At 60.8% G+C, this 23612-nt stretch carries 28 protein-coding genes and 1 riboswitch; of the genes, 6 read left to right on the top strand and 22 right to left on the bottom strand.

Annotated elements, in window-relative coordinates:
- Nucleotides 1-39: 39 nt before the first annotated feature.
- The 4 genes from BUC04_RS24035 to BUC04_RS19945 all read right to left on the bottom strand — a co-directional run bounded on the left by BUC04_RS24035 (nt 40) and on the right by BUC04_RS19945 (nt 4877).
- Nucleotides 40-180, bottom strand: a complete 141-nt coding sequence (locus BUC04_RS24035; RefSeq protein ID WP_156480024.1) for a hypothetical protein — start codon at nt 178-180, stop codon at nt 40-42.
- Nucleotides 181-209: 29 nt separating this feature from the next.
- Nucleotides 210-1241 (bottom strand): HlyD family secretion protein, encoded by a 1032-nt coding sequence (locus BUC04_RS19955; protein WP_067661920.1) that lies wholly within the window; start codon nt 1239-1241, stop codon nt 210-212.
- Between the two features lie 2 nt (nt 1242-1243).
- Entirely contained in the window at nt 1244-1651 is a 408-nt protein-coding gene (locus tag BUC04_RS19950; protein ID WP_067661918.1) for a hypothetical protein, read from the bottom strand.
- 247 nt (nt 1652-1898) lie between these two features.
- Nucleotides 1899-4877, bottom strand: a complete 2979-nt coding sequence (locus BUC04_RS19945; protein WP_143165809.1) for a DUF748 domain-containing protein — start codon at nt 4875-4877, stop codon at nt 1899-1901.
- A 136-nt stretch (nt 4878-5013) separates the two neighbouring features.
- Here BUC04_RS19945 and BUC04_RS19940 point away from each other — a divergent pair, with 136 nt between their 5' ends.
- Complete coding sequence (locus BUC04_RS19940) at nt 5014-6117, top strand: SMP-30/gluconolactonase/LRE family protein (RefSeq protein WP_067661915.1); 1104 nt, start codon at nt 5014-5016, stop codon at nt 6115-6117.
- On the opposite strand, the gene BUC04_RS19935 is transcribed toward BUC04_RS19940, so the two are convergent.
- From BUC04_RS19935 to BUC04_RS19880, 13 genes are all read right to left on the bottom strand, one after another.
- Nucleotides 6083-6631, bottom strand: a complete 549-nt coding sequence (locus BUC04_RS19935) for an NAD(P)H nitroreductase (protein WP_067661913.1) — start codon at nt 6629-6631, stop codon at nt 6083-6085. The genes BUC04_RS19940 and BUC04_RS19935 overlap by 35 nt on opposite strands.
- A 128-nt stretch (nt 6632-6759) precedes the next feature.
- Nucleotides 6760-7248 carry a methylated-DNA--[protein]-cysteine S-methyltransferase gene (locus BUC04_RS19930; RefSeq protein WP_067661911.1) on the bottom strand — a complete coding sequence of 163 codons (489 nt, stop codon included), beginning with the start codon at nt 7246-7248 and terminating at the stop codon, nt 6760-6762.
- Between the two features lie 12 nt (nt 7249-7260).
- A complete protein-coding gene (locus BUC04_RS19925; protein WP_067661909.1) occupies nt 7261-8670 on the bottom strand; it encodes a DNA-3-methyladenine glycosylase 2 family protein in 1410 nt (469 codons plus the stop codon).
- Between the two features lie 63 nt (nt 8671-8733).
- Nucleotides 8734-9324 (bottom strand): HvfX family Cu-binding RiPP maturation protein, encoded by a 591-nt coding sequence (locus BUC04_RS19920; RefSeq protein WP_067661907.1) that lies wholly within the window; start codon nt 9322-9324, stop codon nt 8734-8736.
- A 79-nt stretch (nt 9325-9403) separates the two neighbouring features.
- Nucleotides 9404-10240, bottom strand: a complete 837-nt coding sequence (locus BUC04_RS19915; RefSeq protein ID WP_073326117.1) for a DUF6279 family lipoprotein — start codon at nt 10238-10240, stop codon at nt 9404-9406.
- A gap of 2 nt (nt 10241-10242) precedes the next feature.
- Complete coding sequence (locus BUC04_RS19910; RefSeq protein ID WP_067661903.1) at nt 10243-10989, bottom strand: phosphotransferase family protein; 747 nt, start codon at nt 10987-10989, stop codon at nt 10243-10245.
- Between the two features lie 58 nt (nt 10990-11047).
- Complete coding sequence (gene pnuC / locus BUC04_RS19905) at nt 11048-11692, bottom strand: nicotinamide riboside transporter PnuC (RefSeq protein WP_082766736.1); 645 nt, start codon at nt 11690-11692, stop codon at nt 11048-11050.
- A complete protein-coding gene (locus BUC04_RS19900) occupies nt 11676-11936 on the bottom strand; it encodes a YkoF family thiamine/hydroxymethylpyrimidine-binding protein (protein WP_067662121.1) in 261 nt (86 codons plus the stop codon). Before BUC04_RS19900 ends, pnuC begins: the two co-directional genes overlap by 17 nt.
- A 9-nt stretch (nt 11937-11945) precedes the next feature.
- A complete protein-coding gene (locus BUC04_RS19895) occupies nt 11946-14078 on the bottom strand; it encodes a TonB-dependent receptor (RefSeq protein WP_082766735.1) in 2133 nt (710 codons plus the stop codon).
- Nucleotides 14079-14120: 42 nt separating this feature from the next.
- A riboswitch (TPP riboswitch) is annotated at nt 14121-14241 on the bottom strand.
- Nucleotides 14242-14332: 91 nt separating this feature from the next.
- Complete coding sequence (locus BUC04_RS24030; RefSeq protein ID WP_156480022.1) at nt 14333-14491, bottom strand: hypothetical protein; 159 nt, start codon at nt 14489-14491, stop codon at nt 14333-14335.
- 160 nt (nt 14492-14651) lie between these two features.
- Entirely contained in the window at nt 14652-15038 is a 387-nt protein-coding gene (locus tag BUC04_RS19890; RefSeq protein ID WP_073326113.1) for a YcfL family putative periplasmic lipoprotein, read from the bottom strand.
- A 53-nt stretch (nt 15039-15091) separates the two neighbouring features.
- Nucleotides 15092-15523 (bottom strand): PaaI family thioesterase, encoded by a 432-nt coding sequence (locus tag BUC04_RS19885; RefSeq protein ID WP_067661892.1) that lies wholly within the window; start codon nt 15521-15523, stop codon nt 15092-15094.
- The gene (locus BUC04_RS19880; protein ID WP_234977463.1) at nt 15524-16018 is read right to left on the bottom strand and encodes a PaaI family thioesterase; all 495 of its coding nucleotides are present in this window, start codon (nt 16016-16018) and stop codon (nt 15524-15526) included.
- A 424-nt stretch (nt 16019-16442) separates the two neighbouring features.
- Between BUC04_RS19880 and BUC04_RS19875 the strand changes: the two genes are divergently transcribed.
- Nucleotides 16443-17825 carry a magnesium transporter gene (locus BUC04_RS19875; RefSeq protein WP_067661889.1) on the top strand — a complete coding sequence of 461 codons (1383 nt, stop codon included), beginning with the start codon at nt 16443-16445 and terminating at the stop codon, nt 17823-17825.
- A gap of 15 nt (nt 17826-17840) precedes the next feature.
- Here the strand turns inward: BUC04_RS19875 and BUC04_RS19870 are convergent, their stop codons facing one another.
- Entirely contained in the window at nt 17841-18065 is a 225-nt protein-coding gene (locus BUC04_RS19870) for a hypothetical protein (protein ID WP_067661887.1), read from the bottom strand.
- A gap of 243 nt (nt 18066-18308) precedes the next feature.
- Here BUC04_RS19870 and BUC04_RS23765 point away from each other — a divergent pair, with 243 nt between their 5' ends.
- Complete coding sequence (locus BUC04_RS23765) at nt 18309-18539, top strand: hypothetical protein (protein ID WP_143165808.1); 231 nt, start codon at nt 18309-18311, stop codon at nt 18537-18539.
- Between the two features lie 12 nt (nt 18540-18551).
- Here BUC04_RS23765 and BUC04_RS19865 read toward each other — a convergent pair whose 3' ends face one another.
- The gene (locus BUC04_RS19865; RefSeq protein WP_067661885.1) at nt 18552-18980 is read right to left on the bottom strand and encodes a MarR family winged helix-turn-helix transcriptional regulator; all 429 of its coding nucleotides are present in this window, start codon (nt 18978-18980) and stop codon (nt 18552-18554) included.
- Nucleotides 18981-19082: 102 nt separating this feature from the next.
- Between BUC04_RS19865 and BUC04_RS19860 the strand changes: the two genes are divergently transcribed.
- Together BUC04_RS19860 and BUC04_RS19855 are read left to right on the top strand one after the other, a co-directional pair.
- Entirely contained in the window at nt 19083-19574 is a 492-nt protein-coding gene (locus BUC04_RS19860) for a DUF2798 domain-containing protein (protein ID WP_067661883.1), read from the top strand.
- A 101-nt stretch (nt 19575-19675) separates the two neighbouring features.
- Entirely contained in the window at nt 19676-20005 is a 330-nt protein-coding gene (locus BUC04_RS19855) for a DUF3861 domain-containing protein (RefSeq protein WP_067661880.1), read from the top strand.
- A gap of 318 nt (nt 20006-20323) precedes the next feature.
- Here BUC04_RS19855 and BUC04_RS19850 read toward each other — a convergent pair whose 3' ends face one another.
- The 3 genes from BUC04_RS19850 to hinT all read right to left on the bottom strand — a co-directional run bounded on the left by BUC04_RS19850 (nt 20324) and on the right by hinT (nt 21663).
- Nucleotides 20324-20665 carry a hypothetical protein gene (locus BUC04_RS19850; RefSeq protein ID WP_143165807.1) on the bottom strand — a complete coding sequence of 114 codons (342 nt, stop codon included), beginning with the start codon at nt 20663-20665 and terminating at the stop codon, nt 20324-20326.
- Between the two features lie 163 nt (nt 20666-20828).
- Entirely contained in the window at nt 20829-21161 is a 333-nt protein-coding gene (locus BUC04_RS19845; protein WP_067661875.1) for a hypothetical protein, read from the bottom strand.
- Between the two features lie 151 nt (nt 21162-21312).
- The gene (gene hinT, locus BUC04_RS19840; protein WP_067661874.1) at nt 21313-21663 is read right to left on the bottom strand and encodes a purine nucleoside phosphoramidase; all 351 of its coding nucleotides are present in this window, start codon (nt 21661-21663) and stop codon (nt 21313-21315) included.
- A 166-nt stretch (nt 21664-21829) separates the two neighbouring features.
- Here hinT and BUC04_RS19835 point away from each other — a divergent pair, with 166 nt between their 5' ends.
- Nucleotides 21830-23590, top strand: coding sequence for a M61 family metallopeptidase (locus BUC04_RS19835; RefSeq protein WP_067661873.1), 1761 nt, complete (start codon nt 21830-21832; stop codon nt 23588-23590).
- Nucleotides 23591-23612: the final 22 nt, after the last annotated feature.

The following is a 23612-nucleotide window of genomic DNA, read 5'->3' as shown; positions in this document are numbered from 1 at the left end:
AGAAAAAAGGCCGCTTGAGAACAAGCGGCCTTTTCGGGGTTACAGCATCGCCAGGATGGGGCTATCCAATGTACGGCGCAGCAGCACAAACAGGCCAAACCCCATGACGATGGCCACCACGCTGATGCGCAGTATCTCAACCAGATTCACCGGCATCGGCTTACGCGTTTTGCGTTTCATGGGCATCCCTCTTCAAAACCAGCTCAGGGTTACAGTGCGTTGAGGTAGGCCTTCATCGATTGCAAACGCACGATTGCGGCACCGATGATGTCCATAAAGCCCAGGGCGCTGTGAGGCTTGTCGGCGGAGATCCAGGCCGCGCCGGTGGCACCGATGGGGATATCAAAGCCCTCGGGCTCATAGAACTCCAGGATCACGGTACGACCGTGGTTGCCGGCGTTATTGCCCACGTGCTGACGGACGTGGGTGTCCCCCGCCAAAACCCGAACCGCGGCTTCACCGGTACCGGCACGGATACTGTGTACCTTGGCACGGAATACGTGGCCGGGGTAGGCATCCACATAGAACTCGGCAAACTGGCCCGGGCGCACGAAGCCGTAGGCCTGATCAGCCAGACGCATCTCCAGGAAGCGCTTGTCCAGATCGTACAGATGCATGTTACCGGTCAGGCTGCCGGTGTTGATGTTCACCGTGCTGATCTGGCCATCGTGAGGGGCGTAGATCGCCCGCTTGCCCTGCTCGTAGCGCAGCACCGACTTGTTGGCCAGCAGTTCCTGCTTGGTGGCCTCATGGCTGGCGATCTGCGCCTCCGCCACGGCGATGCTGGCGCGCAGGTCCTCCACCTCTTCATCACTAACGAACTCGCGGGTGTTGAGACGACGATCCAGTCGCTCCAGATCGTTCTGGCGCTGTACTGCCAAGGCATCGATCTGAGCATTGACCGCCAGCTTCTGCGCCTTAGTCGCCTGGATCTGACCGCTGAGGTTGTCATCCTCCAGGGTGTAGAGCAGGTCCCCAGCCTTTACCTTCTGGTTATGGTCAACGTAAACCTGGTCAACCCGGGCCTGCACCAGCGGGCTGAGGATGGTCTGCGGCGCCTTTACCGTGGTGCTGTTGGTCAGATCCACCGGTGACCAGTAGCGGGAGGCGGTGAACAGGGAGAACGCCAGCAGCGCCCCCAGGCCCACCATGCGCACGGCGTTGGCTAGGGTCCAACGTACCACGCCGGTTTTCACCAGAACCCAGCACACCAGGATGTAGGGCAACATAATCTCTTTCATGCTCAGGCCTCCTTAAAGCGTTTGACCAGGGCAACGGCGGAATCGGCCATCGCACTCCAGTTGGTAAAGGCGATCACCAGCGCCGCCACCCAGAACACCTTGGCGATAAACAGGCCACACAACGAGAGGATGAACACCACCTCAACGTGCTGCTGCATATTGCGCTGTGCCTTGTGCACGCCGGCCTCGTGCAGTTGCCAAAGCAGGTAAAGCACATACACCATCACCGCCAGGGTTATCATCACAATCACCCCGACAAAGGCGGTGGACTCCATCAGTGGCAAAATGGTGGGCATCTGGTCGAATTCCTGGATCTCCGTTCCATGAATGGTGCTGCCTTGCATAAAGAACGCGACCCCGGCGACGAACAGCGCGATACCGGTCATTACCTTAAGGATCGTTTTAAGCATAAAGTCCTCATCAATCAGGGGAATTGGTGGGGCACCCCAGTCACCTTCGATAGAAAGTCACCTGTGACGCTGGTTGTTGGCCGCCAATGATGCCGAAATCTTTTCATCCCGGCCTCCCCAGGGTGAGAACGCAGTGAGCAGCATCACCTTAAATGCCGATTAAGCCGGACTTAACAATATGAGAAACAACAAGAAAAAAGCCCGATACCATGGGCATCGGGCTGATTAGCTGGTGAAAATTGGTAGGCTACTGGGTGGCTTCCAGCGACATCACCGCCTTGCTGCCACGCTTCTCCAGGTTGACCTTACTCTCCCGCACGAACACCCGGCTCTGGGCCATGCCAAACTCCTCGGTCAGCACCACCTTGACCTGGTCTGCCCGAGCCTGGGCCAGGTCGCCCAGGGCGTCATTGGAAACATCGATGTTGTCCAGCAGCGCCTGGTACATGCGTTGGTTGCCCACCTCTTCCGATTCGGCCTGGTCGAGGATCACCTCCGCCTGACCATCACCGGCCTGGGCTTCAAACGCTTCAATCAGCGCTTTCTGGCCGCCGCGGGGCAGATCCGCCAGGTCAAAGCCCTCTTCAAAGCCCAGCTGCTGAGCCAGGATGGGGGCCGCCAGAGCCTCACTGTCGGTGGCCGGATCGATGGCGCCAATCACCGACAGGCTCAGCTGCGGCCGCTGCTCCATCGCCTTAACGATGCGGTTCATGTCGGCCTTCTGGTCCTCACCGATGGTGGACTCGCCGGGGGCAAAGCTCACCTCCGGATTGGGTGGCTCCTCACCACCCACCAGGCTACCCAGCAGGGCAAAGGGGGCGGTAACCAGCTTGGCGATCATGTTGCCCAGTGCCTCGGCGATCACCGGGCCAATGGCAAAGCTGGGATCCTCCAGATCGCCCTCGACCGCCAGGTCCAGATCGATCACCCCGTTGCTGTCCTGCATCAGCGCAATAGCCAGCGCCACCGGCAGATCCGTGGCCTGCTCGGAGTCGCTGCGCTGGCCCAGCTTGAGCTGATCCAGCACCACCTTGTTGTTGCCCTTCAGTGCAGTACCATCCAGGGCATAGTTCAGTGCCAGGTCCATCTGGCCCTGGTCGACAAAGTAGCCGGCGTAGGTACCGGAGTAAGTGTTCAGGGTGGTGAGATCGATGTTGTTGAAGTCCAGCGCCAGGTCGAGGAACTGCTTCTGCGCCAGGGGTTGGATCTCACCTCTGAGACTCATCGGGGCGTAGCGGTCCACCGCCCCTTCGATGTCTACCTTGGCTCGCTGCTCCTGCTCGGAGCTGAGCCCGGTGATGCTGCCTCCCAGGGTCTCGATGCCTGTGGCAAAGCGGGGGGTCAGGGTGTTGTCGGCGAAGAAGGCGCCGCCATCACTGAGCTTGATGGTGTTGATGGCGATGGCCATGGGCTCGCTGCTGGCTTCCGCCTCGGCCGGCTCGGTAGAGGCCGTTGCCTCCACCGGTGCGCTCTCTGCTTGCCCCGCGGATGGCTCGTCGCCCTTGTCAGCCGCTTCGCCGCCCTCTTCTTCTCCGCCCTCTTCATCGGTGGCGGTCAGCTCACTGAGGTTGGTGCTGCCATCTTCGTTGATGATCACCCGGGCATAGGGCTCGACAATATCGATGGTGTCGATGCTCAGGGCCAGCGGCACCGTGGTAACATCCAATGCCTGTACCGTCAGCTGCTTCCACTTGACGAAGTCCCGCCCGGCCTTCTTGTCTTTGGTGATCAGGTCGGAGACGCTGATCTCGCCCTGGTATTGTGCGGTCAACGGCTCGACCTCGGTGAGGGTCACCTTGCCTTTGGTGCCAAAGCGGCCGTCGCTCAGATCCAGCGCAATCATCTCCTCCCAATAGGGGATGGTGTCCTTGAGCAGGAACTCCTTGAGATCGATCTCCAGCGCCAGGCTCAGGGGCTCAATCACCGCTTCGCCATCCACAAAGAGCTCGGTCTGCTCGTTGATGGAGGCATCCAGATCCACCAGCACGGGCACGGAGAGATCCGTCCCCAGCGGCCCCAGCTCCAGGCTGTCCACCGTCAGGACCCAATCCACGGGCTCCGGCGCCATGGTGGCATCCTGCAAGGTGGTGGTGAACGCCTTAAGGTTGAACTGGCTCAGCTCCACCGTCCAGGGGGCGGCGGCCTCGTCTGACGCGTTGGCCGGTTCAGGTTCAGCCTGCGGCTCTTCCTCACTGGCAACCGGGGTAAAGATCTCGGCCAGGTCGACTCCCTGCTCCAGCAGCTTGGCCTGCAGGCTGCCATTTTGCAGATCGACGCTGCGGATGGTGACCGCCTGTTCAATCAGCCCTACCTCGATTTCTTGCACCTGCAGTTGCTCCAGTGCCAGCACCTCGGCCTTATCATGGCTGATGGCCAGCTCGCGCAATACAAGCAGGCCGTCACTGAGCTGCAGTTGCAGTGGTCCTTCGGCGGGTTGTTTGGCCTCAATCCGGGCATCAAAGTCCAGCTTGAGGCTGTCCAGGTCAAACTGGAACTGGTGAGCCAACAGCGGCCAAAAGCGCACCGCATCGCCGTTGTGCAGGCCCAGGTTGGCCTGCAGTGCCAGCGGGGCAAAGGTCGCGGCGGCATCGATGTCCACCTGGCCTCCGCCGGGGCCGGTCAGGGCCAGCTTGATCTGGTTGCCCTGCCCCGCCAGGTGCAGATCCTCAGCGGTGATGCTGAGCTGGCCAAAGGCCAGGTCCAGTTGATCATTGTGATGGTATTCGAAACCGCCATTGACCAGGGCGATATCATCAAAGATGAGTGCCGGCATGCCGGACTCTTCCTCGGGGCTGGGCTCGGGAGCGGGTTCGGCATTGGCCGAGAGCGGGGCAACCAGGCGATTGAGGTTGGTGTCGCCTTCGGGATAGGAGCGTAGTATCAGCTTGGGTTCTTCGATGCCGATGTAGCGGGTACGGCCACTCCAGCTGAACAGCGAGCGCCAGGGGTCCAGGTCAACGGTGAGGCGGCCCACTTCGGCCACCAGTTCGCTTTGCTCATCCACCAGCTCCGCCTGCTCGACGGTCAGGATCCAGTGCAGGGGGTGAAAGCGGACATCGCCCAGGCTGAGCTTGCCGGCCAGGTTCTGGTCTACCCACTTGGGGCCCTGTGACTGGATCAGGGCCGGTAAACCCAGTCCCGCCAGCAACAGGTAAAGCACAAAGAGTACCGTTCCGTACACCGACCAACGCACCGAACGCTTCTGCCACGTTGCCTTCCAATCCACCGGCGAACCTCCCCCCAAAATCTGTAATCTCCATTGTAGCCGTCGACTTCGGGCTCACATTGGATAATGAAATGAAAATTTGGTGTTAACCTTACTTTAACTCAAGTTTTTTTCATTTACTTTTAGGATCTTAAAAATGAAGGCATCGCTTCTGGTCCTGGCCGTGGTCAGCCTGGCTTATCTGCTCTTCTGGCCGGTCCCTATCGATCCTGTCGCCTGGCAGGCACCGAAAAACCGTGGCTACCTGCCGCCTTTCGAAGCCAACACCGTGCTGGACAACGTACAGCGACTGCGTCTTCAGGATGAAGGGCCTGAGATGCTGGCGGTCAGCCCCGAGGGGCAAGTCCACATGGCGATGCTGTCCGGTGCCATCGATCGGCTCAATGCACGGGGCCAGGTTGAGACCTGGGTGAACACCGGCGGCCGGCCGCTGGGGATGGCCTTTGATGTCCAGGGCGATCTTATCGTCGCCGATGCCTTCCAGGGGGTGTTGCGCATCGATGCAGAGGGGGAGCAGACGCCAGTGCTGACCCACGTCGGCGAGCAGCCGCTGCGCTATGCCAACTCCGTCGCCATCGGCCCGGACGGCACCCTCTACGTCAGTGAGTCGACCCAGCGTCATGCCGCGGCGGAGTACGGCACCTACCAGGCCAGCTTGCTGGACATCAATGAGCACGGCGGCAGCGGCCGGGTCCTGGCCGTCTCGCCGGATGGGGAAGAGGTGAAGGAGCTGGTGACGGGGCTGAACTTTGCCAATGGTGTGGCGGTACTGCCCTCCGGTGAGGCGCTGCTGATCAGTGAAACCGGACGTTACCGGGTGCTGAAGCATCACTTGCAAGGGGAGCGGGCCGGTGAGACCGAGGTGCTGATCAGCAACCTGCCGGGCTTTCCCGACAACCTCAACCCCGGCCCGGACGGCCTGTTCTGGCTGGGGTTGGTGTCACCGCGCAGTGCGCCGCTGGACAGCCTCTCCAACTGGCCTTACCTGCGCAAAGTGGTGCAGCGCCTGCCCGCCTTTGTTCGCCCCCAGGCACGGCCCTATGGCCACCTGGTGGGGTTTGACGAGCAGGGGGTCATCCATCACAACCTGCAGGGGCCTTCCGGCCATTACGCCTACATCACAGGTGCAGTGGTGTCCGGGCGTTGGCTCTACCTGAGCAGCCTGCATGAGGACGCCCTGGGCAGGCTGCCCTGGCCCATTCCGGTCACAACGAGCGCGTATAGGGTTGCGGATCGGTAGTGCGTTTGGCCGCACCGTCGGTGGCGGGGGTCCCCAGGTAGAGGAAACCGACGATCTCATCATCGCCACTGACCCCCAGCGCTTCGCGCACATAGGGATGGGTGGCGTAGCTGCCGGTACGCCAGATCCCGCCCAGGCCCAGGGCCCGTGCCATCTGCTGCATCTGCATCAGGGCGCAGCCGGCACTGAGGTGCTGCTCGATGCTCGGTACCTTGGGATGCTCGGTGACCTTGGCCACCACGGTAATCACCAAAGGCGCCCGCAATGGCAGCTGCGCCGCGCGCTTGAGCACCTCCTCATCGGCACCGTCCGCCTTGGCGGCCTCGACGTAGATCGCCCCCAGCCGCGCCAGCCCCTCGTCCTGGGCCAGGATAAACTCGAACGGTTTGAGCCCGGCATGATCCGGTGCAGTCAGTCCCGCCTGCAGGATGGTCTCCAGCTGTTGCGGATCCGGACCCGGTGCCACCAGCCGCGGAGAGGAGTGGCGGCTTAGCAAAAACTCAATGTTGTTCAACGAAATAACCTCCATGTCTGAGACCAGACGACATCAAATAGTAAACCGCGCTCAGCTTACCCTAAGCCACCTCGAGCTGCTAATAAGGCAGCGTTGGCGTTGACCACGCAGCAATACCCTCAGCAGGCTTAACTGGCCATGGCCGCCGCGCTGCCCTGCTCCAGGGTGAGCAGCTGCTGCTTGATGGCCAGTCCGCCGGCGTAGCCAGTGAGGCTGCCATCCGCCCCAATCACCCGATGGCAGGGGATCACCAGGGCGATGGGGTTGCGGCCATTGGCGGCACCGAGCGCGCGCACCGCCTTGGGCCGGCCGATGGCCTTGGCGATATCGCCGTAGCTGGCGGTGTGACCGAACGGGATCTCGGTCAGGGCCTGCCACACCTGGCGCTGAAACTCTGTACCCTGGGGCGCCAGCGGAAGATCAAACTGAGACAGCTCGCCGGCAAAATAGGCGGCCAACTGGGCTCGCACCTCGGTAAAACGCGCCGGGTCCTGTTGCCATTGAGGCTGCGGTGTCAGCGGCTGCGCGCCCGCCTGAAAGCTCAGGTAGCGCAATCCGGCGTCATCGGCGGCCACCAAGATCGGCCCCAAGGGACTGGGGATCTCACAATATTGCATCTCTTACTCCTATCAGGATTGTCCCTGCCAGATCAGGCTGGCGGCATAGCCGCGCCAGGGCTGCCAGCGGGCGGATAACGCGTCGAGCTGACGGCTGTTGTCGGCCAGGCCCAACTGCTCGGCCTGTTTGACCAGTACCCCGTCGGTGGCGGGAAAGGCATCGGGATCAGCGCCGCTGCGCAGCCGCCAGTAGTTGACGGTCCAGGGGCCGATCCCCTTGAGCGCCAGCAACCGGGTACTGATGGCGTCCGGATCCTGCCAGGGCTCAAACTGCTCGGCCGGTCCCAATTCCGCTACCCGCTGCAATGCGGCGATGCGGGCGGTGGGCATGCCCAGCCCGGTCAGATCTAACTGCTGCAACTGCTCTGGCGAGGGCAAGCCCCAGCCCCCGGCCGCCTGGTTGCGCGCCACCAGCCGCCCCACCAGGGTCACGGCGCCGGCCACCGAGACCTGCTGGCCAATCACCGCACGCACCAGGGCCTCCCAGCCGCTCCAGTAGGTGGGCAAGCGCACACCTGGATGCTGCTCAAGGGAGGCCGCCAATACCGGATCCGCCGATAACGGCGCCAGAACGGCGGAGGGTTCAGCGTCCAAATCCCACATCCGCCGCACCCGCTGCAAGATGGCGGGAATATTGGCCGGTTCTACACCGCTGAGGGTGAGCGTCAGCTCATCGGCCCGACCCGGAGCTATGCGCATCTCGCTGTCTGGCCCCAGTCGGCGGTAGTAGCTGTCCTGTTCGACCCACTCCAACCCGGTAACCGCCCGTTTGGCAAAGAACGCCAGCATCGCCGGGTAATCCAGCGGTGGACGGTAGGGCAAGCGCAGGGTCAGGCTCGAGCTGGCCTGGCCCTGCTGGCGACGAAAATCACTGGGGCTGAGCCGGTAGGCCGCGACGAAGGCGTCGTTAAAGCGACGCACACTGGCAAAGCCGGAGGCGTAGGCCACATCGGTCACCGCCATAGCGGTTTCTGTCAGCAGACGCTTGGCATTGAGCAGACGCTGGGTGGCGAGCAACTGCAACGGCGCCGCGCCGAGGTGCTGAACAAACAAGCGTCGCAGCTGACGCTCGCTGACGAAGCTGCGCTCGGCCAGCTCGGCGATGGAGCTGGCCTCACCGGCCAGCAACAGTTGCACCGCCCGGTGCAGCCGCGGCTGATGGGCTCGCCAGTCGCTGCGCAGAGGCGCCAGCTCTGGCCGACAGCGTAGGCAGGGACGCAGTCCGGCCTGCTCCGCCGCGGCGGCACTGGGGAAGTAACCGACGTTCTTCTCCTTGGGCGGGGTGGCCGGGCACACGGGTCGACAGTAGATCCCGGTACTGAACACCCCGGTGAAGAAGCGGCCGTCAAAGCGCACATCCCGTGCCAGTCGCGCCTGTCGGCACTGCTCTGAACAGAGTGTGGGGGAGGTATCAATCTTCATGCCGTCAGCATAACCGCCGACGGCATCTCAGACTAGCCAGTTTCGGACATGAGGCTTAGGGCCTCAGCTGGCCTTACGGGAAAGGAAGTAATCGAGGCTGGTGTAGCGACCACCACCGAGGAAGTAGAGCGCCAGCAGCATCACAAAGTAGGTGGCACCAAACTCGATGCCATTGTTGAGGATGACAAAATTGCCAGAGCTGGTGAGCCAGTCGTAGTTGCCATGTTCCTGCAGGATCGCCCTGCCCCGCTCTAGCTTCTCCGCTGAGGCCATTACCTGCTCATTGGCCAGCCAGGAGCTGGTGTCGGCGATGGCGAGCCAGCCGTTGCTCCAGTGCACCGCGAAGATCGCCACCAACATGGTGACCATCAACGGCAGGCTGATCAGCCGGGTAAACAGGCCCAGGATCAACAGCAAGCCGCCAACCAGTTCGGTGCCGGCGGCCAGGATCACCATCAGGGTGGGAAACGGCAGCCCCAGGCCCCACTCCGGGTTGCCAAACCACGCCACGGTGTCGGAGAAGGCGGAGAACTTGTTCCAGCCCGCCTGCATAAAGACCGGGGCCAGGTAGAGTCGGATCGCCAGGGGCGCGAGCCCCTCGAGGGATTGGGTGGCCGCAAAGACGCGCTGCCAGGTTTGGATCAGTGCCTGCATGGTGATTGTCCCGTTTCGCCAAAAGCTGAAGTCTTTAACCAGAGACCGACACAGACCACAACTTGTTGCACTGCCGTTGTTATCGCTGCGCCAGGTAAAGAAAATCGTCGTGCATCTTGCCCAGCTCCCGCTGCAGTCGTCGGTGCTGCTTCGGCGTCATGCTCTGCTGTATGGCGGCCATGCCGGCGGTGAATCGGCGCTGGTTATCCTCAATCAGCTCCATGTACTGCTCCGACTTAAGGGTATCCGGCTCCACCATCAGGACCCGCAGCTCCGACGCCAGCGCCTCGCCATCCTGACGGTTCTCCAGCGCGGCGATGAAGCGGTCAAGCCAGACCTCGCGGTAGCTCAACCAAAGATCCAGGGTGCTGTGACGGTTCTCATTGTAGTCGTGGATGATCGCCTTCTGCTCTTTGGTCAGCTTGCCGATCTTCTTGCGTACCGACTTCTCCATCCGTTTGTTGGAGCGCTTGATCCGCTTCTCCAGCGTCATGTCGGCGTACTTCTCGTGCAGCTCCTCCTCCTCCTCTCGGGCCTTGGCGACGATCTCCGCCACCTGCTCATCGGAAAAGGACTGGATAAAGGGCACCAGCTGCGGCAGCAGTTGGTCAAACAGACGGTCCCAGTGGGCGGCGCTGAGGTCGAGGTGGGATTGGATGTGCTCCGGTGCCATTGGCTCCGCCACGTCCTGGCGCAGCACCTCCAGGTGCTCCATGTAGCGCGGCAGCTCCTCGGCCTTGTGCCAGCCGAGGTTGCGGTCGATCATCTCATCCAGCTGCTTCTCCTGGGCCTTGTTCAGGGTGACGTAATCGTCCACCTGCCAGGGGATGATCCAGTCCAGCCAGTTGTAAACGAAGCGGGTGGAACAGCCGGTTAACAGCAGTAATCCAACCCCAATCAGCACTTTCCTTAGCACTCTTACCTCCCGTTTAACCGCTCCAGTTGCGACAGGGCCTCAACGCGCCAGCGGCGCGCCTGCGGCCCTGGCATGCGGGTCGCCCAGGCTGCACACAGCAGCCAGTAGATCCCCTGCGCCCCCTGCCATGCCTTAAGCTCCGGTGCGTTGGCCTGCAGGCCCCGTGCTTGGCAGTAGGCATACAGCAAGGTACGTTGCCGACCAGCGGGCCAGTTCACCGACACCGCCACCAGGTCCAGGTAGGGGTGGCCGAAGCCAGCATATTCGAAATCCACTGCCCACAGACGTCCCGGTTCTGGCGACAGCAGATTACCCTCATGCAGATCATGATGGCACCATCCTGGCGATACGCCACTACCGTTTAGTGACGACAGCCATACAGGTAAGAGTCGTAAAAACGAATCCAGTTCCGTTGTTTGCTGCCCCGACAGGTAGCACTCAATCAGATCAGCGTATGGCAAAGGCTTGGCTTTGACCGGCAAGCGATGCAATCGCTCGAGCAGGTCCAGCAGTGCCGGCAGCGCTGGCTGCGTGACCGATTCGCCACCATAGCGGGCCAGGGAGAAAGGCGGGTTGTCGCTCCAATGCAGCAGCGTCGGGGCAGCACCGGCCTCGGCCGCCAGCTGCCAGGCCCGATGCTCATCGGCCCTCGACACGGCAAAGGCATTGTCGGCTTGATGCAACCGCAGCACGTAATCATCGCCATCACAGGCGATGCGATAGAGCCGGTTGCTGCTGGCCCCGGCCATGGGCGTAACGACACAGGGCCCGGCGGATGGCCGAGCCCTGTGAAACAGTGCGGTGATTTCAGCTTCCTGCAAGCCTGACCTCAGCGTAACTGGCGGACTGACGATACTCCTGGCGCCAACGCAGGTAAGCGACCGTCGCCATCCCTACGTAGAGCAGATAGAGCCCTGAGCTGAGCATAAAGCCTTTTTGCAGGTAGAGGTAGATGGAGGCCAGATCGATCACCACCCAGTAGATCCAGTTCTCCAGTACCTTCTTCACCAGCAGGTAGGTGGTGACCACGGCAAAGCAGGTGGTCATCGCATCCAGGTAGGCCAGCTCGGCGTGGGTACGGGTATCCATCAGGTAGCCCAGCCCCAGGGCCACCAGCGCCGTCACGGCAATCAGGCCCAGATGCCGTTGCCAGGACCAGCTGACCATGGCCACCCCCTGGCCCTGGCCGCCGCCATAGCGCCACTGCCAGAAGCCCACCCCGGCCATCACCAGGTAAAACAGGTTCAGGGCCGACTCCATCAACAGCGCCACCTGCCAAAACAGGGCGGTGTAGATGATGGTGCTGACTGCCGCGGCGGCCCAGCACCACTGGTTCTGGCGCATCGCCAGCAGCAGGTAGGCGATGGCCAACACCACCGCCAGCGCTTCCCAGCCGGTCAGGGCGTGGGTCTCGGCCCACAGCCCCTGGAGAAGCTCACTCACTGTGGTCAAGGTTGACCCCACCGGGGATGAATTTGCAGACAAACACGCCCTTGCCCCACTGGGCGTGGGCGGCCTTCATCTCGGTGGCCAGCAGCGCCATGATGGTGTCGTAGTCGCCCCCGAGCTGGGTGCTCATGCCGTTGGTGAGGCGCTGAACCCCCGGGTAGGCATCCAGGCGCTGGATAAACCACTTGATGACCTCCAGGTAGTTGTCCTTGAGCGGATAGAGGCTGATCTCAACAGAGAGTTGCATAGGGTGTCCTCACATAAAGTGGTAGTTGAAGGTGATGCCCAGCTGGCGGGGATCGCCGTGGCGTACGTACAGCTTCTCCGCCCAGTCCTGATCCGGCTCGTTGCCAAAGTAGAAGCCACGCACGCCGTACTGCTCGTCGGTCAGGTTGCGGCCCCACAGGTAGAGCCCCCAGGATTGCGCCTCGTAGCCCAGCTTGGCATTGAGCACCTGATAGTCCTCGGATTGGGCATCATGGCTGTCAGAGTAGTAGAAGCCGTCTTTACCGTTGAGGTTGAGGTTTGCGAACCAGCCCTGGGCGGAGCGGTAGGTGCCGCCCAGGGTGTACTGGTAGCTGGGGGCATGGGCCAGCTCACGACCAGACAGATCGGTGACGCTGCCATCGGCTTCGGTCAGCTGGTAGCTCTTGTAGCGTGCCTTGAGCAAACCCAGGCTGCTGTAGAGCTCCAGGCCCTGGGTGGCCTGCCAGGCCAGCTCCCACTCCAGGCCGTAGTTCTCTGAGGCCCCGGCGTTGTTGGTGTAGAGGAAGAAGCGCTGCGGGTTGTTCGGGTCCTGCAGCGAGGCCTCCACCTGCTGATCCTGGCGGTCCATATAGAACAGCGCCAGATCGGAGCGCAGGGCGCCATCCAGCCAGCGGCTTTTCAGCCCCAGCTCGTAGTTGTAGAGGGTTTCGGAGCTGAACTCCTGCTCCTCTCCCAGCACCGGGGGTAGGCCCATGTTGAAGCCGCCGGCCTTGTAGCCCCGGGCCAGGCGCAGGTAGGCGTTGTGGTTGGCGTGCAGTGCGTAGGCGGCGGACAGGTGTCCACCCCACATGGTTTCTGCCGGGTCAAACGCCTCACCGCTGTCGTCCTGGTACTCGGCATCGCGGCGCTCTACCCGCACACCGGCGGAGAGATCCCAGCGCCCCAGCTGGCTATCCAGCTGGGCAAAGGCCGCCAGGCTCTTGGCCTGGTAATCGCTGATCAGGAACTGATCCGGGTAGCCGTTGTAATAGCTCTCCAGATCGTTGTGTTCTTCCAGTTTGTTGTAATACAGCCCCACCAGCCAGTCGGTGGTACCGGCAAACAGCCGCCCAGCCTCGGCGGAGGCAAAACGCACCTCCTGGCTCAGGGTGTCGCGCTGCGAGCGCTTGTCCCAGAAGTAGTCGTACTGGCAGGGCCCGGAGCCGATCTCGTTCCAGTCGTCGTCATACTCCTTGCACTCCAGACCGGCCCAGTAATCGCCGTTGGCCCAATCGCCGTCGTAGGCGTGGCGGGCATGGGTATTGGCCCAGCTGGTGATGGACTTGGCCACCACGGCGTCGCTCACCTGCCAATCCAACACCAGTGAAGCACCGTTGGTGCGCTGGCTGTCGACACCCGGCTCATCGGTCTGGGTCGTGAAGCCGTTGTTATCCAGGGTCCAGACGTCGTAGCCGTTATCCAGGTTGGCGTGGAGGAAGGTCAAGTCGGCCTGGAAGTAGTCACTGGGCAGCCAGCGCAGCTTGGCCCGTACCGTGGTTTCATCCCGGGCGTTGGTGTCGTCCCGGTCCAGGTAGGCGTTGTGGCGAAAGCCATCCTGCTGATGCTGCTGTACCGCCACCCGGTAGAGCAGGTCACCCTCACCGGTGGCCGCACCGGAGGCGAAGGCCCCCAGGGTACGCTGGTTGTCCTGCCCCAAAGTCAGCTCGGTGCCGGCCTCGAACGCTTCGGTGGGGTCCTGGCTTTTCAGGTAGATAAGCCCCGCCAGGGCGTTGGCGCCGTAGCGGGTTCCCTGCGGGCCGCGCAACACCTCAACCTGCTGCAGATCGTACAGGCTGGCGGCCATGCCGATACCGGACAGGTCGATGTCATCAACGATGAAGCCGACGGAGCTGTTGGGGGCGCCCTGGTACTCCTCCTGCTCCCCCACACCGCGGATTTGGAAGTAACGGGGGCGAGAGCTGCCGCCGGACCAGTTGAGGTTGGGGATCCGCTCCAGCGCCTGCTCGAAGTGCTCGGCGGCGCCGTCCTCCAGCTGCTGGGCATCCAGCACGGTGGCGGAGCTGGGCAAACGCTCCAGGCTCATCTGGCGGAGATCGGCGGTGACCGTGAGGGTTTCCATCGCCTCTTCGGCTTGGGAGGAGAAGGCGGCCAAGACCGCCAGGGCTGTTGCTGCGCGTCGCATCGCGAAGGTTCTCATGCTTGAGGGCGAGGGCGGCGCGCCATCCTGTTGGACCAACACCATCCCTACGCCGGTACTATCCGGATCAGGTTCAACGGGTTTCCAATGGATCTCAGTGCCTTACCATCAAAACTCAGTGATGGTTGGCGCACCCCGTGGCGGCGCACAGTATAAAGAAATTAGTGAATCAACGCACAAAAAAAAGCGCCCCCGAGTGGGAGCGCCTTTTGCCGCATTGGGGCCGCGTTAGGGCCTGATTACTTTTGCCACAGCTTGGGGGCGGTCTCGGCACGAACGTAGTCGTAACCAATCAGGGCCCAAACCAGCAGGCCGGCGGTCAACAGACCGGTGACGATGCTGCTCATTACCGGGGTAGTCATCAGCGCCGGAGAGAATTCCACTGCCATATCAATCATTGCTCACACTCCTAAGTCAGAAATCGGACTGCCCTTAGGATTGCTCATTCCCAACGGGCATCATTTGCCGCACATTGTACTGAGCTGTTTACACAAAACATGAACGATGATCACAAAGCAATGTAATTTAATTTCACCAGTGTGTTCAGTTGGCGTTTAGCTACTCGTCGGTGGCGCGACGAACGTAGATCTCAAACTCCACCGCCTGGGGGGTGCGGGCGGTCTGGGTCACCGGCAGGCGCTCGCCGCCATGCAGGTTAACCGGACGCCAGCTGGAGGTGCCCGGCTCCACCACCACCCCGTCAATATCGAAGAAGGTGATCTTGTACTGCAGGTAGCGATCGGTGCTGACCCGGGAGATCAGAGTCGCGGAGGCTTGCAGCAGATCCCCCACCCGGCGTTTCTGCACCTTCTCAATGCTGACCTCACGGGCCACGGTGCTGGAGTCGATGCGCAGCTGAGGCTGATCTGAGCGCGCCGCCACCCCGGCGGTGATGGAGCTGCACCCTGTCAAAAACAGGGCAAAAAGCACAACGAGGACTCTCATACTGCCTCCTACCATTCCTGGTTCATCCTTCCGGTAACTGTCTTAGTCTGGCGTCACTCGATCAGGAAGTGCGCCCGCGCGGTGGCGATGGGCTGCTTCCGGTTGGTCTGCCAACTGCTGATGCTGACGTTGGCGACGCGTCGGCCCTGACGGGTGATCTTGCACTCACAATAACTCTCTCGAGCATAACCTGCACGCAGATAATCGATGGAAAAGTCGACGATCTTCGGCACCTTGGTGGTTTGCATCATCACCATCAGCTGCACCGTGGCCGCCATCTCCATAAAGCCGGCAATCACCCCACCATGCAGTGCCGGCAGCATCGGGTTGCCCAGGTTGGATTCCTGCGCCGGCAGTCGGAACACCAGCTCATCGCCGAAGCGGTCGCACTCCATCCCCAGAAACTGGGCATAGGGCACGTTCGCCAGAACCGCGCTGTAATCGTTATTGGCCGCGGCGGCCTTCATCTGATCAGAAAACGCCATCTAGCCCCCCTCCAGCGCACGACGAAACTCTTCGGTCATCAACTCGGAGCCGATCAGCATAAAGGAGCCGACCGCGTGGGCGATGGGTTTGTCAGTGGAGTCCTGGTAAGCGATGGCGCGGGTAAAGGCCACCGCGGAGCTGAGCCGATAGCACTCGGCAAAGCCGTAAACCGGCTTCTCGGGCTTGGCGGGACGCATGTAATCCACTCGCAGATCCAGGGTGGGGCTGAGCTCAACCTCGCCGGTCTTGTGGCGCAGGGCGCAAATCACTGCGGCACCGCAAGCGGTGTCCATCAGGGTGGTGATCACCCCACCGTGGATAACGCCGGTTTCCGGATCGCCCACCAACCGGCGGTGATAGGGCAGTTCCAGCAGTACATGGTGCTCGCTACCCTCCAGGGTGCGAACCCCCAGGGCGCGGCACTGGGCCAGCTGATCGACGAAGCGCTGGGCAAAGCCGGTCAGGGGAAAGAAGTCGCGATTATCGGGGTGCACGCCACCCCTCCTCACCGCCGCGAATACGGTGTGTTCCATGCCAAACGATGGCCATCCTGATACTCCTTGTTTCAAAGCGCCGTGACCGTCTGACTTTGCTGACGTTCCCGGGCTTTTGCACGGCTAAGTGTACCCCGTCCGTCAAACTGGGCGCAGCCCTTTGCGCGGTAATCGTGAAGCGAGAATGTAGCGAGGACGATACGCTCAGCCCGTGTTGGGGGATTCGAATCGGACTTATCGCCGCAGTCACCCAAAGCCCGCCGCCTGCATCGGGTGTGCTCTCAGCGTTACCATCAGAAACGCCCAGCGTTACCACGTTATCGGGCTCAAGGTTTTGATATACCAAGGTGTGTTTTGTCCTCTGCACAATGCTACCGTGAGTGACTGCAACCCTAACCCAGTCACCAATTGAGTCCTCGCCATCATGTCTGAGTCCAGCGTTTCCAGCGCCAGCCCGTCACCCTATCGTCAGCTGCAAAAGCAGATCCGTCAGGGCGAGATGGCCGGCCTACCTGAGCTTATTCGGGCCACCTCCCCCTCCCACGTGGGTCGCCTGCTGCGCAGCCTGAGCGAGGAGGAGGCGGTGGGCTTCTGGCGGCTGATGGCCTGCAGTGAGATTGAGCTGGCCACCGACCTGCTCGACCACCTAGCGGATCTGCGCATCGCCGCCATCCTCAGCCAGCTGCCTGCAACCCTGGCGGCGGATCTGGTGTTGCGGATGGAATCAGACGACCGTCGGGACGTGATCGGCCTGCTGGCCTTTGATGTGCGCGAGGCGGTGCTGGCCGCCCTGCCCCAGCCCCTGGTGGCGTCACTACGGCTGGCCCTGCGCTACGAGCCGGGCAGTGCCGGCAACCTGCTGAAGACCGAGATGCTCAGCTTCGCCTCCCAGGCCAAGGTGGCGGACGTGGTGCGCACCCTGCGGGCCAGCACCGAGCAGATTGAGCATTTCGAGCAGCGCTACGTTTATCTGCATGATGAAGAGCACCAGTACGCCGGGGCGGTGGCGATGCGGGAGCTGCTTTTGGCAGATCAGGATCAGCAACTGCAGTCCCTGGTGGACGACGCCATCCCCACGGTGGATCCGGCGATGCCGCTGGACGAACTCAAGAGTGTGTTCGATCACCTGCGCTATTCGGTGTTCCCCCTGGTGGACGTCAGCGGTCGCCAGATCGGCGTGGTGGATCACAAGGACTTGCAGGAAGCCCTGTATGAACAGGCCGAGCGGGAGCTATTGGAGCAGGGGGGTATCCTCGGCGGCGAGGAGTTTCGCACCATGGGCCTGGGCAGCCGGATCCTGCGTCGTCTGGCCTTCCTGCTGCCCTCGGTGGCCTTAAGCTATGCGGCGGTGTCGGTGATCGCCTTGTACGAGCCGGTGCTGGACCAGCTGGTGGTGCTGGCGGCGTTCCTGCCACTGGTGGCCAACCTGTGTGGCGCGGTGGGCAACCAGGCGGTGGCGGTGTCGATCCGTGAGCTGTCGGTAGACCGACTCAGCCCCAACAAGCTGGGCTTTGTGGTGGCCAAGGAGATCCCGGTGGGGGTAGTGGTGGGGCTGGTGATCGGCACCCTGCTGGCGGGCCTGGCCTCGCTTCGCAGCGACGAAGGACTGGTGCTGCTGCCGTTGGTGATCGGCCTGGCCTACTCGGTCTCCAGTATCCTGGCGGTGGCCATCGGAGGGGTGCTGCCGCTGCTGCTCAAGCGGCTGGGGCTGGACCCGGCCATGCTGGCCAGCCCACTGCTGACCACCCTGACCGATGCCGTGGCGTTTTTCTTTGTGCTGTTCCTGGCCCAGGGCCTGTTGCTCTAGGCCCGGCCCAGCGTCTTAGCCGTTAAAGGACTGCTCGAAGCGCTGGCGCTCTACCGCATCCGGGAAGCTTAAGGTCGCCACCAGACACTTGGCCCTGGCATCCCACTGCACCTTGTCGGTTACCTCAGGGCACTGGCCCCGGGCCTGGTCAATCAGCAACTGGTACTGCGCCATCGCCATCGCTTCGTTCTTGGCCTGGACCTGGATGGACAGCTGACGCGGGTCGCCTTTTTTGCTCATTGCTTACTTACCTTCACGGGGAACGAATTGGTGGCTGACAAGCTGCCCGCCCATTGCGCGGCCCAGTATACCGCCCTGCCCCGTCACCGCCAGCCTCCCCGCCGTTACCGGGTGAAAAGCCAGCAGATAATGCCTGCGGAAGATAGCGTTTGGGTCTTACACAGAGTGGGGCAAATGACGTCAGGTGGGTAATCACGGTGCCAGCTAACGTTGATTCAAGCTAACGACAACGGGAGAAGCGCAGTGGCACAACCTGGACTTTTCAGCACCCTCTCCACCCTGGGTTGCAGCCTGACTATCGGCCTGACAGCCGGGCTGGTTGCTTATGGCGGCTTGTTTCTTTATCTCGACCTTAGCCAGGGACATGCAATAAGCAGCCGATGGCTGGTCACCACAGTCTCCTCTTTGGCTTGTGGACTGTTTGCCGCCGGCAAACTGCTGCGTGATTGTGCTGTGCTCTCACCCAAGCCCTAACTTCCCAGCCTTTCAGCGCTCCGCCAAGTTCTGTGCCATCTGATCGGCAATACGATGAAAGGCATCCAGCTCGTCCGCGCTGAGACCCTTTGTCATCGTCTGGTAGGTGGTCGCATCCACCACCGCCATCCGTTGCATCAGTGCCGCCCCCGATTCGGTCACCGTCAGTAGCTGACTGCGTTTGTCATTAGGGTTGGGTTCGCGCTGCAGCAGATCCTGCTCAATCAGGGTCTTCAGCAACCGGGTCACCTGGGCCTTATCCCGGTTGAGGAACTGAACCACATCGTTCGCGGTGCAAGGCGCACTGCCATCAATGATCTTCATCACCCGCACGTGCATCGGGGCAATGGCCAGGTCCATCTGCTCAATCTGCTGATGTGTCTGCCTTTTTAAAGAGTGCGCCAGGCGGAACAGGCTGCCTAGCAGGGAAGGATCGGACATCAATAAGCTCCTACAAACCAAAACATGGTTGACATTATCAACCATTTCGCTATAGTTGACATTATCAACTTAATCGGTGAACGAATCAAGACAGGAGCCACTATGAGCGCACAACTTGCACTGCCCGTTGAGGGTGTCGAACCGCATAAGACCCCGCTGTATCTCAAGGTACTGGTGGTGGCCGCCATGATGAGCCTGATGGGCGGCACCCTGACCGGCGTAATGACCTACGTCAACCTGGGCTACAACGCCCAGTTCTTCTCCGCCTGGGGCAGCGCCTTCCTGGTCACTGCACTGGTGATGATGCCCGCAGGGGCAATAGCCATGACCGGGCTAACCAAACTGGCAGCCGTGGCATTGCCCAAGGCCGGTGAAAATCGGCGCAATGCCCTGGTAGGCCTTTGCATGGCGGTGGTCATGGAATCCTTGATGGCCTTTACCACCGCAACCCGCAATGTGGGCTTTGCAGACACCGCTGCCTTTACCGACGCCTGGCGCAGTGGCTTTATTGCCGCGCTGCCGGTGGGACTGATGCTGATGATGATCATCTCACTGACCATCAAGCCCAAGCTGGAAGCCTTTCTGAAAAGCTAAGTCCCTGCGACCCCACCCTGATGCCATTGCACTAAAGCTGGCGCGCTCAAGCCATGAGCTCAGCGCAATGAATGTCGCCCCCATTCCCATAGGAGTCCAAGATGCAATCTGAAACTAACCAAGTAAAAACTGGCAAGAGCAAAGGCTTTCGCGTCATCATCGAGCCCATCGATGCGGTAGGCGAAATGGCGGATCAGCGGCTGGAGTTTGAGGTAGAAGACCGGGAGAACGTGTTCGCCACGGTGGAAAACATTAAGGCCCACACTGAACTGGATGCCCAGTCCGCCACCCAGTTGGCGGTGGGGTTGCGGATCCTGGGGCCGATGATGATGCAGCAGCGCAAACACCCGCTGTTTGTGAACTTCATGCCTCACTTTAAAGACTTCATGCTCAACCTGAAAAGCACGGTGAAGCGCGGCCTGGGCAAATGAGTCCCGCGGCGAGACATTTAAGCGAACAAAGTTGCCCTAAACCCAACCGGCGCGGTGATCACTCATTGCGCCGGTTTCATTTCCTCGAGGGAATACTACACCGCCAGCATCGGCCCCAGCGGCTTGCCGCCGAATTGGTAGCGGTACCGCGGCAAACTGGACGCCCCACTGGTGAGGGCTTGACGCATTGACGCCCTCATCTTTCCCGAGCGATGCCCGACTGACCGGCAGCAAGCCCCGTAGCGCCATCAAAGAGTTTCAATCTCCTCTGACGCCTATGGTCAACCCGTATATTAGAAAAGGTAGCGAGTAGGTGCCCTACACTCCAAATAAAAACAAGTAGGTGCTAAGCACGCTAATAAAAACAACAATGAAATAGAACGCCAGACGAAACCTTTTCTTACATCCCGATCTCCATACACGCAACTCTGCTACAGTTATTGACAGAATTGGAATGAACAAGGAAATCGATAACAGCGTGAAAAAGAATCCCATAGTGACAGGTTCTAAAGCTATATACAAACCCACCGCCATCAAGACTTTGTCTATGCCAGCTATAATCTCTCTGTAGAACATCAAAATGCCAAGTGAAGCAACGATCTGACATAATAATACTCTGGCTGCAATGGTTGAAAATCTACGGTCTGTTACATCTTTCATTGTTATCGCCTAATTCTAATACCTCTTGGGGAGCAAAAGTGAATTGGAACATTAATTATTCCAATTTCTAATGCCTAGCCTGGTTAACAGTTACCAAAACATATCGAATTGATGGGAAAATCACCACCGGACTTCACAGTAAAAGAAACCATAAGATCCCGCGCTAGTAACCAAATACCTTTAACACCAGCATGAGTGGGATCAGTACTATGGTGAAGCCGATAAACACCCTTTTCAGTGCTTTGTAGATCCTAAACAACCGGGCGGCTCTCTGATGACCTTTAACCCAGTCATACTGAGAGTCAACATCTTTATGTGCCCGTTCCCAGAAGCTAGCCACGCTGCTTCCTTTCGGGACGAAGAAGTAGCCCCGTGGGCGCTTGTCTCTCTTCCAGACTAAGGAAAACTCTGTGTATTGTATTTTCAGCAACGCATCAGAAACATAAACTATCGTAATTGCTAAGGCACAATACAGTGCGAAGATAAAAATAACCATTGAAAATCCATTTTCAGAAAGAGACCAACTTCGTTGGCTCTAATCATACTCATTATTTTTTGCTACTACCCATTCCCTACTGAAAAGAGGTTGCCAAAAGATGGCAACCTCTTTATCTAATATCACGTGCCAATAATGCAGGTGAATTCTTTTATACGCTCAACATCGGCCCCAGCGGCTTGCCGCCAAGAAGGTGCATGTGGATGTGGTAGACCTCCTGCCCACCGTGACGGTTGCAGTTCATGATCAAACGGTAGCCGTCCTCGTCGATGCCCAGCTCTTTAGCCAGCTTGGCCGCCACGGTGAACAATCGACCCAGTGCCGGCTCGTCGGCTTCGGTGACGTCGTTGCTGGTGGCGATCTGGTGGTTGGGGATGATCAGGATGTGGTGCGGCGCCCGCGGACTGATGTCCTTAAAGGCGGTGACCAGTTCGTCCTGGTAGAGGATGTCAGCGGGGATCTCCTTGCGGATGATCTTGGAGAAAATGGTCTCTTCAGCCATGGTGGTTTCCCTGTGTCAGGCCAGCTAAGAATCGCCTTAGTATACGGCGGATAAGGCAAAAACCGATAGCTGCTATCGCACTCGGCGGCGCCTGAATGGCTGACATTCTCCTAACAGTGCGCATACAATCGCTGAATGATATTGCGCAAGGAGGTTGAAAGCGCCCATGATCCAGTACCAAATCCAACCCATTGACCCCCAGGCTCACCTGTTTGCGGTGGAGATCCAGCTCACTGAGGCGGCCCCCGGTCAGCAATTCACCCTGCCCGCCTGGTTGCCCGGCAGCTACATGGTGCGGGATTTTGCGCGCCACATCATCGGCATCCACGCGCTGGACAGCCAAGGTCAGCCGGTCGAGCTTGAGCAACTGGACAAGCAAAGCTGGGCGCTGGTGAACAACGGCGCCGAGGTCACCCTGCGCTACCAGGTCTACGCCTGGGATCTCTCCGTTCGCGGCGCTCACCTGGACCAGACCCACGGCTTCTTCAACGGCTCAGCCACCTTCCTGGCGGTAGTGGGTCAGGAGGACAAGTCGGTATCGGTGCAGATCCTGGCGCCGGAGGGCAGCGATTACCAGCAGTGGCGGGTTGCCACCGCGATGCAGGAAGACGGTGCCCAGCGCTACGAGTTCGGTCGCTACCGCGCCGACAGCTACGACGAGCTGATCGACCACCCGGTGGAGATGGGTACCTTCACCCTGGCCCAGTTTGAGGCCGCCGGGGTGCCCCACGACCTGGTGCTGACCGGTCGCCACCTAGCGGACACCGATCGCATCTGCGCCGATCTGAAGAAGATCTGCGAAGCCCAGATCGCCCTGTTTGGCGGCAAGGCCCCGTTTGACCGCTACCTGTTCATGACCCAGGTGGTGGGCGAAGGTTTTGGCGGCCTGGAGCACCGTGCCTCCACCGCCCTGGTATGCGGCCGTGGCGATCTGCCCTCGGTGACCGAGCCTGAGCAGAGCGACGGCTACCGCACCTTCCTGTCGCTTTGCTCCCACGAGTACTTCCACAACTGGAACGTCAAGCGGATCAAGCCCGCTACCTTCGTGCCCTACGACTTGAGCCAGGAAAGCTACACCCGCCAGCTCTGGGCCTACGAGGGGATCACCTCCTACTACGACGACCTGTTCGTCTACCGCGCTGGCTGCGTCGATAAAGCCACCTACCTGGACATGCTGTCCCAGGGGATGACCCGGGTGACCCGCGGTCAGGGCCGCTTCAAGCAGAGCCTGCGCGACTCCAGCTTTAACGCCTGGACCAAGTTCTACAAGCAGGATGAGAACGCCCAGAACGCCATCGTCAGCTACTACACCAAGGGCGCGATGTTTGCCCTGCTGCTGGACCTGACCCTGCGCCACGAGACTCAGGGCCGTTACAGCCTGGATGACGTGATGCAGCGCCTCTGGCAAGACCACGGCCAAACCGGCGTCGGCACCGCCGAGGACAGCCATCAGCGCATCGTCGCCGAGCTGCTGGGCCGAGACGCCTCGGACCTGTTTGCCTACCTGGACAGCACCGAGGATCTGCCCCTGGCGCAGCTGCTGGAGGGCTTCGGCGTTGAGTTGAAACTGCGCGCAGCCGCCAGCGGCAGTGACAAAGGAGGCCGCAGCAAGCAGGTCCTGAGCGCTTCCCTGGGTGCCCGGGTGCAAGCGGAAGGTCTGGGGGTTAAGGTGCTGGCCGTCAGCGAGGGGGGCAGCGCCCACCGCGCCGGCATCGCTGCGGGTGATCGCCTGATTGCTTTGGACGGTCTGCAGTGCCAGGCCGACGTACACAAGCAGCTGGAGCGTTACGGCCCGGGCGCGACCCTGACCGCCCACTGGTTCCGTCGCGACGAGTTGATGAGCGCAACACTTGCACTCCAGGCGGCCCCGGCGGATACTGTCGTTATCACTGAAATCGACAGTGAAAAAAGCCAGCGTTGGCTCTAAGCCCCGGCCAATCGGTCCAGTT

Source organism: Ferrimonas marina, from assembly GCF_900129905.1.
GTDB lineage: Bacteria > Pseudomonadota > Gammaproteobacteria > Enterobacterales > Shewanellaceae > Ferrimonas > Ferrimonas marina.
This window is presented reverse-complemented; position numbering and strand designations above follow the sequence as displayed.

Bases quoted from the DNA above. Each gene is read 5' to 3' on its own strand.
- BUC04_RS19875 (WP_067661889.1), top strand. From the start codon at position 16,443: ATGTCTGAGTCCAGCGTTTCCAGCGCCAGCCCGTCACCCTATCGTCAG.
- BUC04_RS19865 (WP_067661885.1), bottom strand. From the start codon at position 18,980: ATGTCCGATCCTTCCCTGCTAGGCAGCCTGTTCCGCCTGGCGCACTCT.
- BUC04_RS19835 (WP_067661873.1), top strand. From the start codon at position 21,830: ATGATCCAGTACCAAATCCAACCCATTGACCCCCAGGCTCACCTGTTT.
- BUC04_RS24030 (WP_156480022.1), bottom strand. From the start codon at position 14,491: ATGATTGATATGGCAGTGGAATTCTCTCCGGCGCTGATGACTACCCCG.
- BUC04_RS19955 (WP_067661920.1), bottom strand. From the start codon at position 1,241: ATGAAAGAGATTATGTTGCCCTACATCCTGGTGTGCTGGGTTCTGGTG.
- BUC04_RS19950 (WP_067661918.1), bottom strand. From the start codon at position 1,651: ATGCTTAAAACGATCCTTAAGGTAATGACCGGTATCGCGCTGTTCGTC.
- BUC04_RS19870 (WP_067661887.1), bottom strand. From the start codon at position 18,065: ATGAGCAAAAAAGGCGACCCGCGTCAGCTGTCCATCCAGGTCCAGGCC.
- BUC04_RS19855 (WP_067661880.1), top strand. From the start codon at position 19,676: ATGCAATCTGAAACTAACCAAGTAAAAACTGGCAAGAGCAAAGGCTTT.
- BUC04_RS19910 (WP_067661903.1), bottom strand. From the start codon at position 10,989: ATGGCCGGGGCCAGCAGCAACCGGCTCTATCGCATCGCCTGTGATGGC.
- BUC04_RS19895 (WP_082766735.1), bottom strand. From the start codon at position 14,078: ATGCGACGCGCAGCAACAGCCCTGGCGGTCTTGGCCGCCTTCTCCTCC.
- BUC04_RS19920 (WP_067661907.1), bottom strand. From the start codon at position 9,324: ATGCAGGCACTGATCCAAACCTGGCAGCGCGTCTTTGCGGCCACCCAA.
- BUC04_RS19845 (WP_067661875.1), bottom strand. From the start codon at position 21,161: ATGGTTATTTTTATCTTCGCACTGTATTGTGCCTTAGCAATTACGATA.
- BUC04_RS19930 (WP_067661911.1), bottom strand. From the start codon at position 7,248: ATGCAATATTGTGAGATCCCCAGTCCCTTGGGGCCGATCTTGGTGGCC.
- hinT (WP_067661874.1), bottom strand. From the start codon at position 21,663: ATGGCTGAAGAGACCATTTTCTCCAAGATCATCCGCAAGGAGATCCCC.
- BUC04_RS19885 (WP_067661892.1), bottom strand. From the start codon at position 15,523: ATGGCGTTTTCTGATCAGATGAAGGCCGCCGCGGCCAATAACGATTAC.
- BUC04_RS19860 (WP_067661883.1), top strand. From the start codon at position 19,083: ATGAGCGCACAACTTGCACTGCCCGTTGAGGGTGTCGAACCGCATAAG.
- BUC04_RS19925 (WP_067661909.1), bottom strand. From the start codon at position 8,670: ATGAAGATTGATACCTCCCCCACACTCTGTTCAGAGCAGTGCCGACAG.
- BUC04_RS19890 (WP_073326113.1), bottom strand. From the start codon at position 15,038: ATGAGAGTCCTCGTTGTGCTTTTTGCCCTGTTTTTGACAGGGTGCAGC.
- BUC04_RS19940 (WP_067661915.1), top strand. From the start codon at position 5,014: ATGAAGGCATCGCTTCTGGTCCTGGCCGTGGTCAGCCTGGCTTATCTG.
- BUC04_RS19850 (WP_143165807.1), bottom strand. From the start codon at position 20,665: ATGAAAGATGTAACAGACCGTAGATTTTCAACCATTGCAGCCAGAGTA.
- BUC04_RS19900 (WP_067662121.1), bottom strand. From the start codon at position 11,936: ATGCAACTCTCTGTTGAGATCAGCCTCTATCCGCTCAAGGACAACTAC.
- BUC04_RS24035 (WP_156480024.1), bottom strand. From the start codon at position 180: ATGAAACGCAAAACGCGTAAGCCGATGCCGGTGAATCTGGTTGAGATA.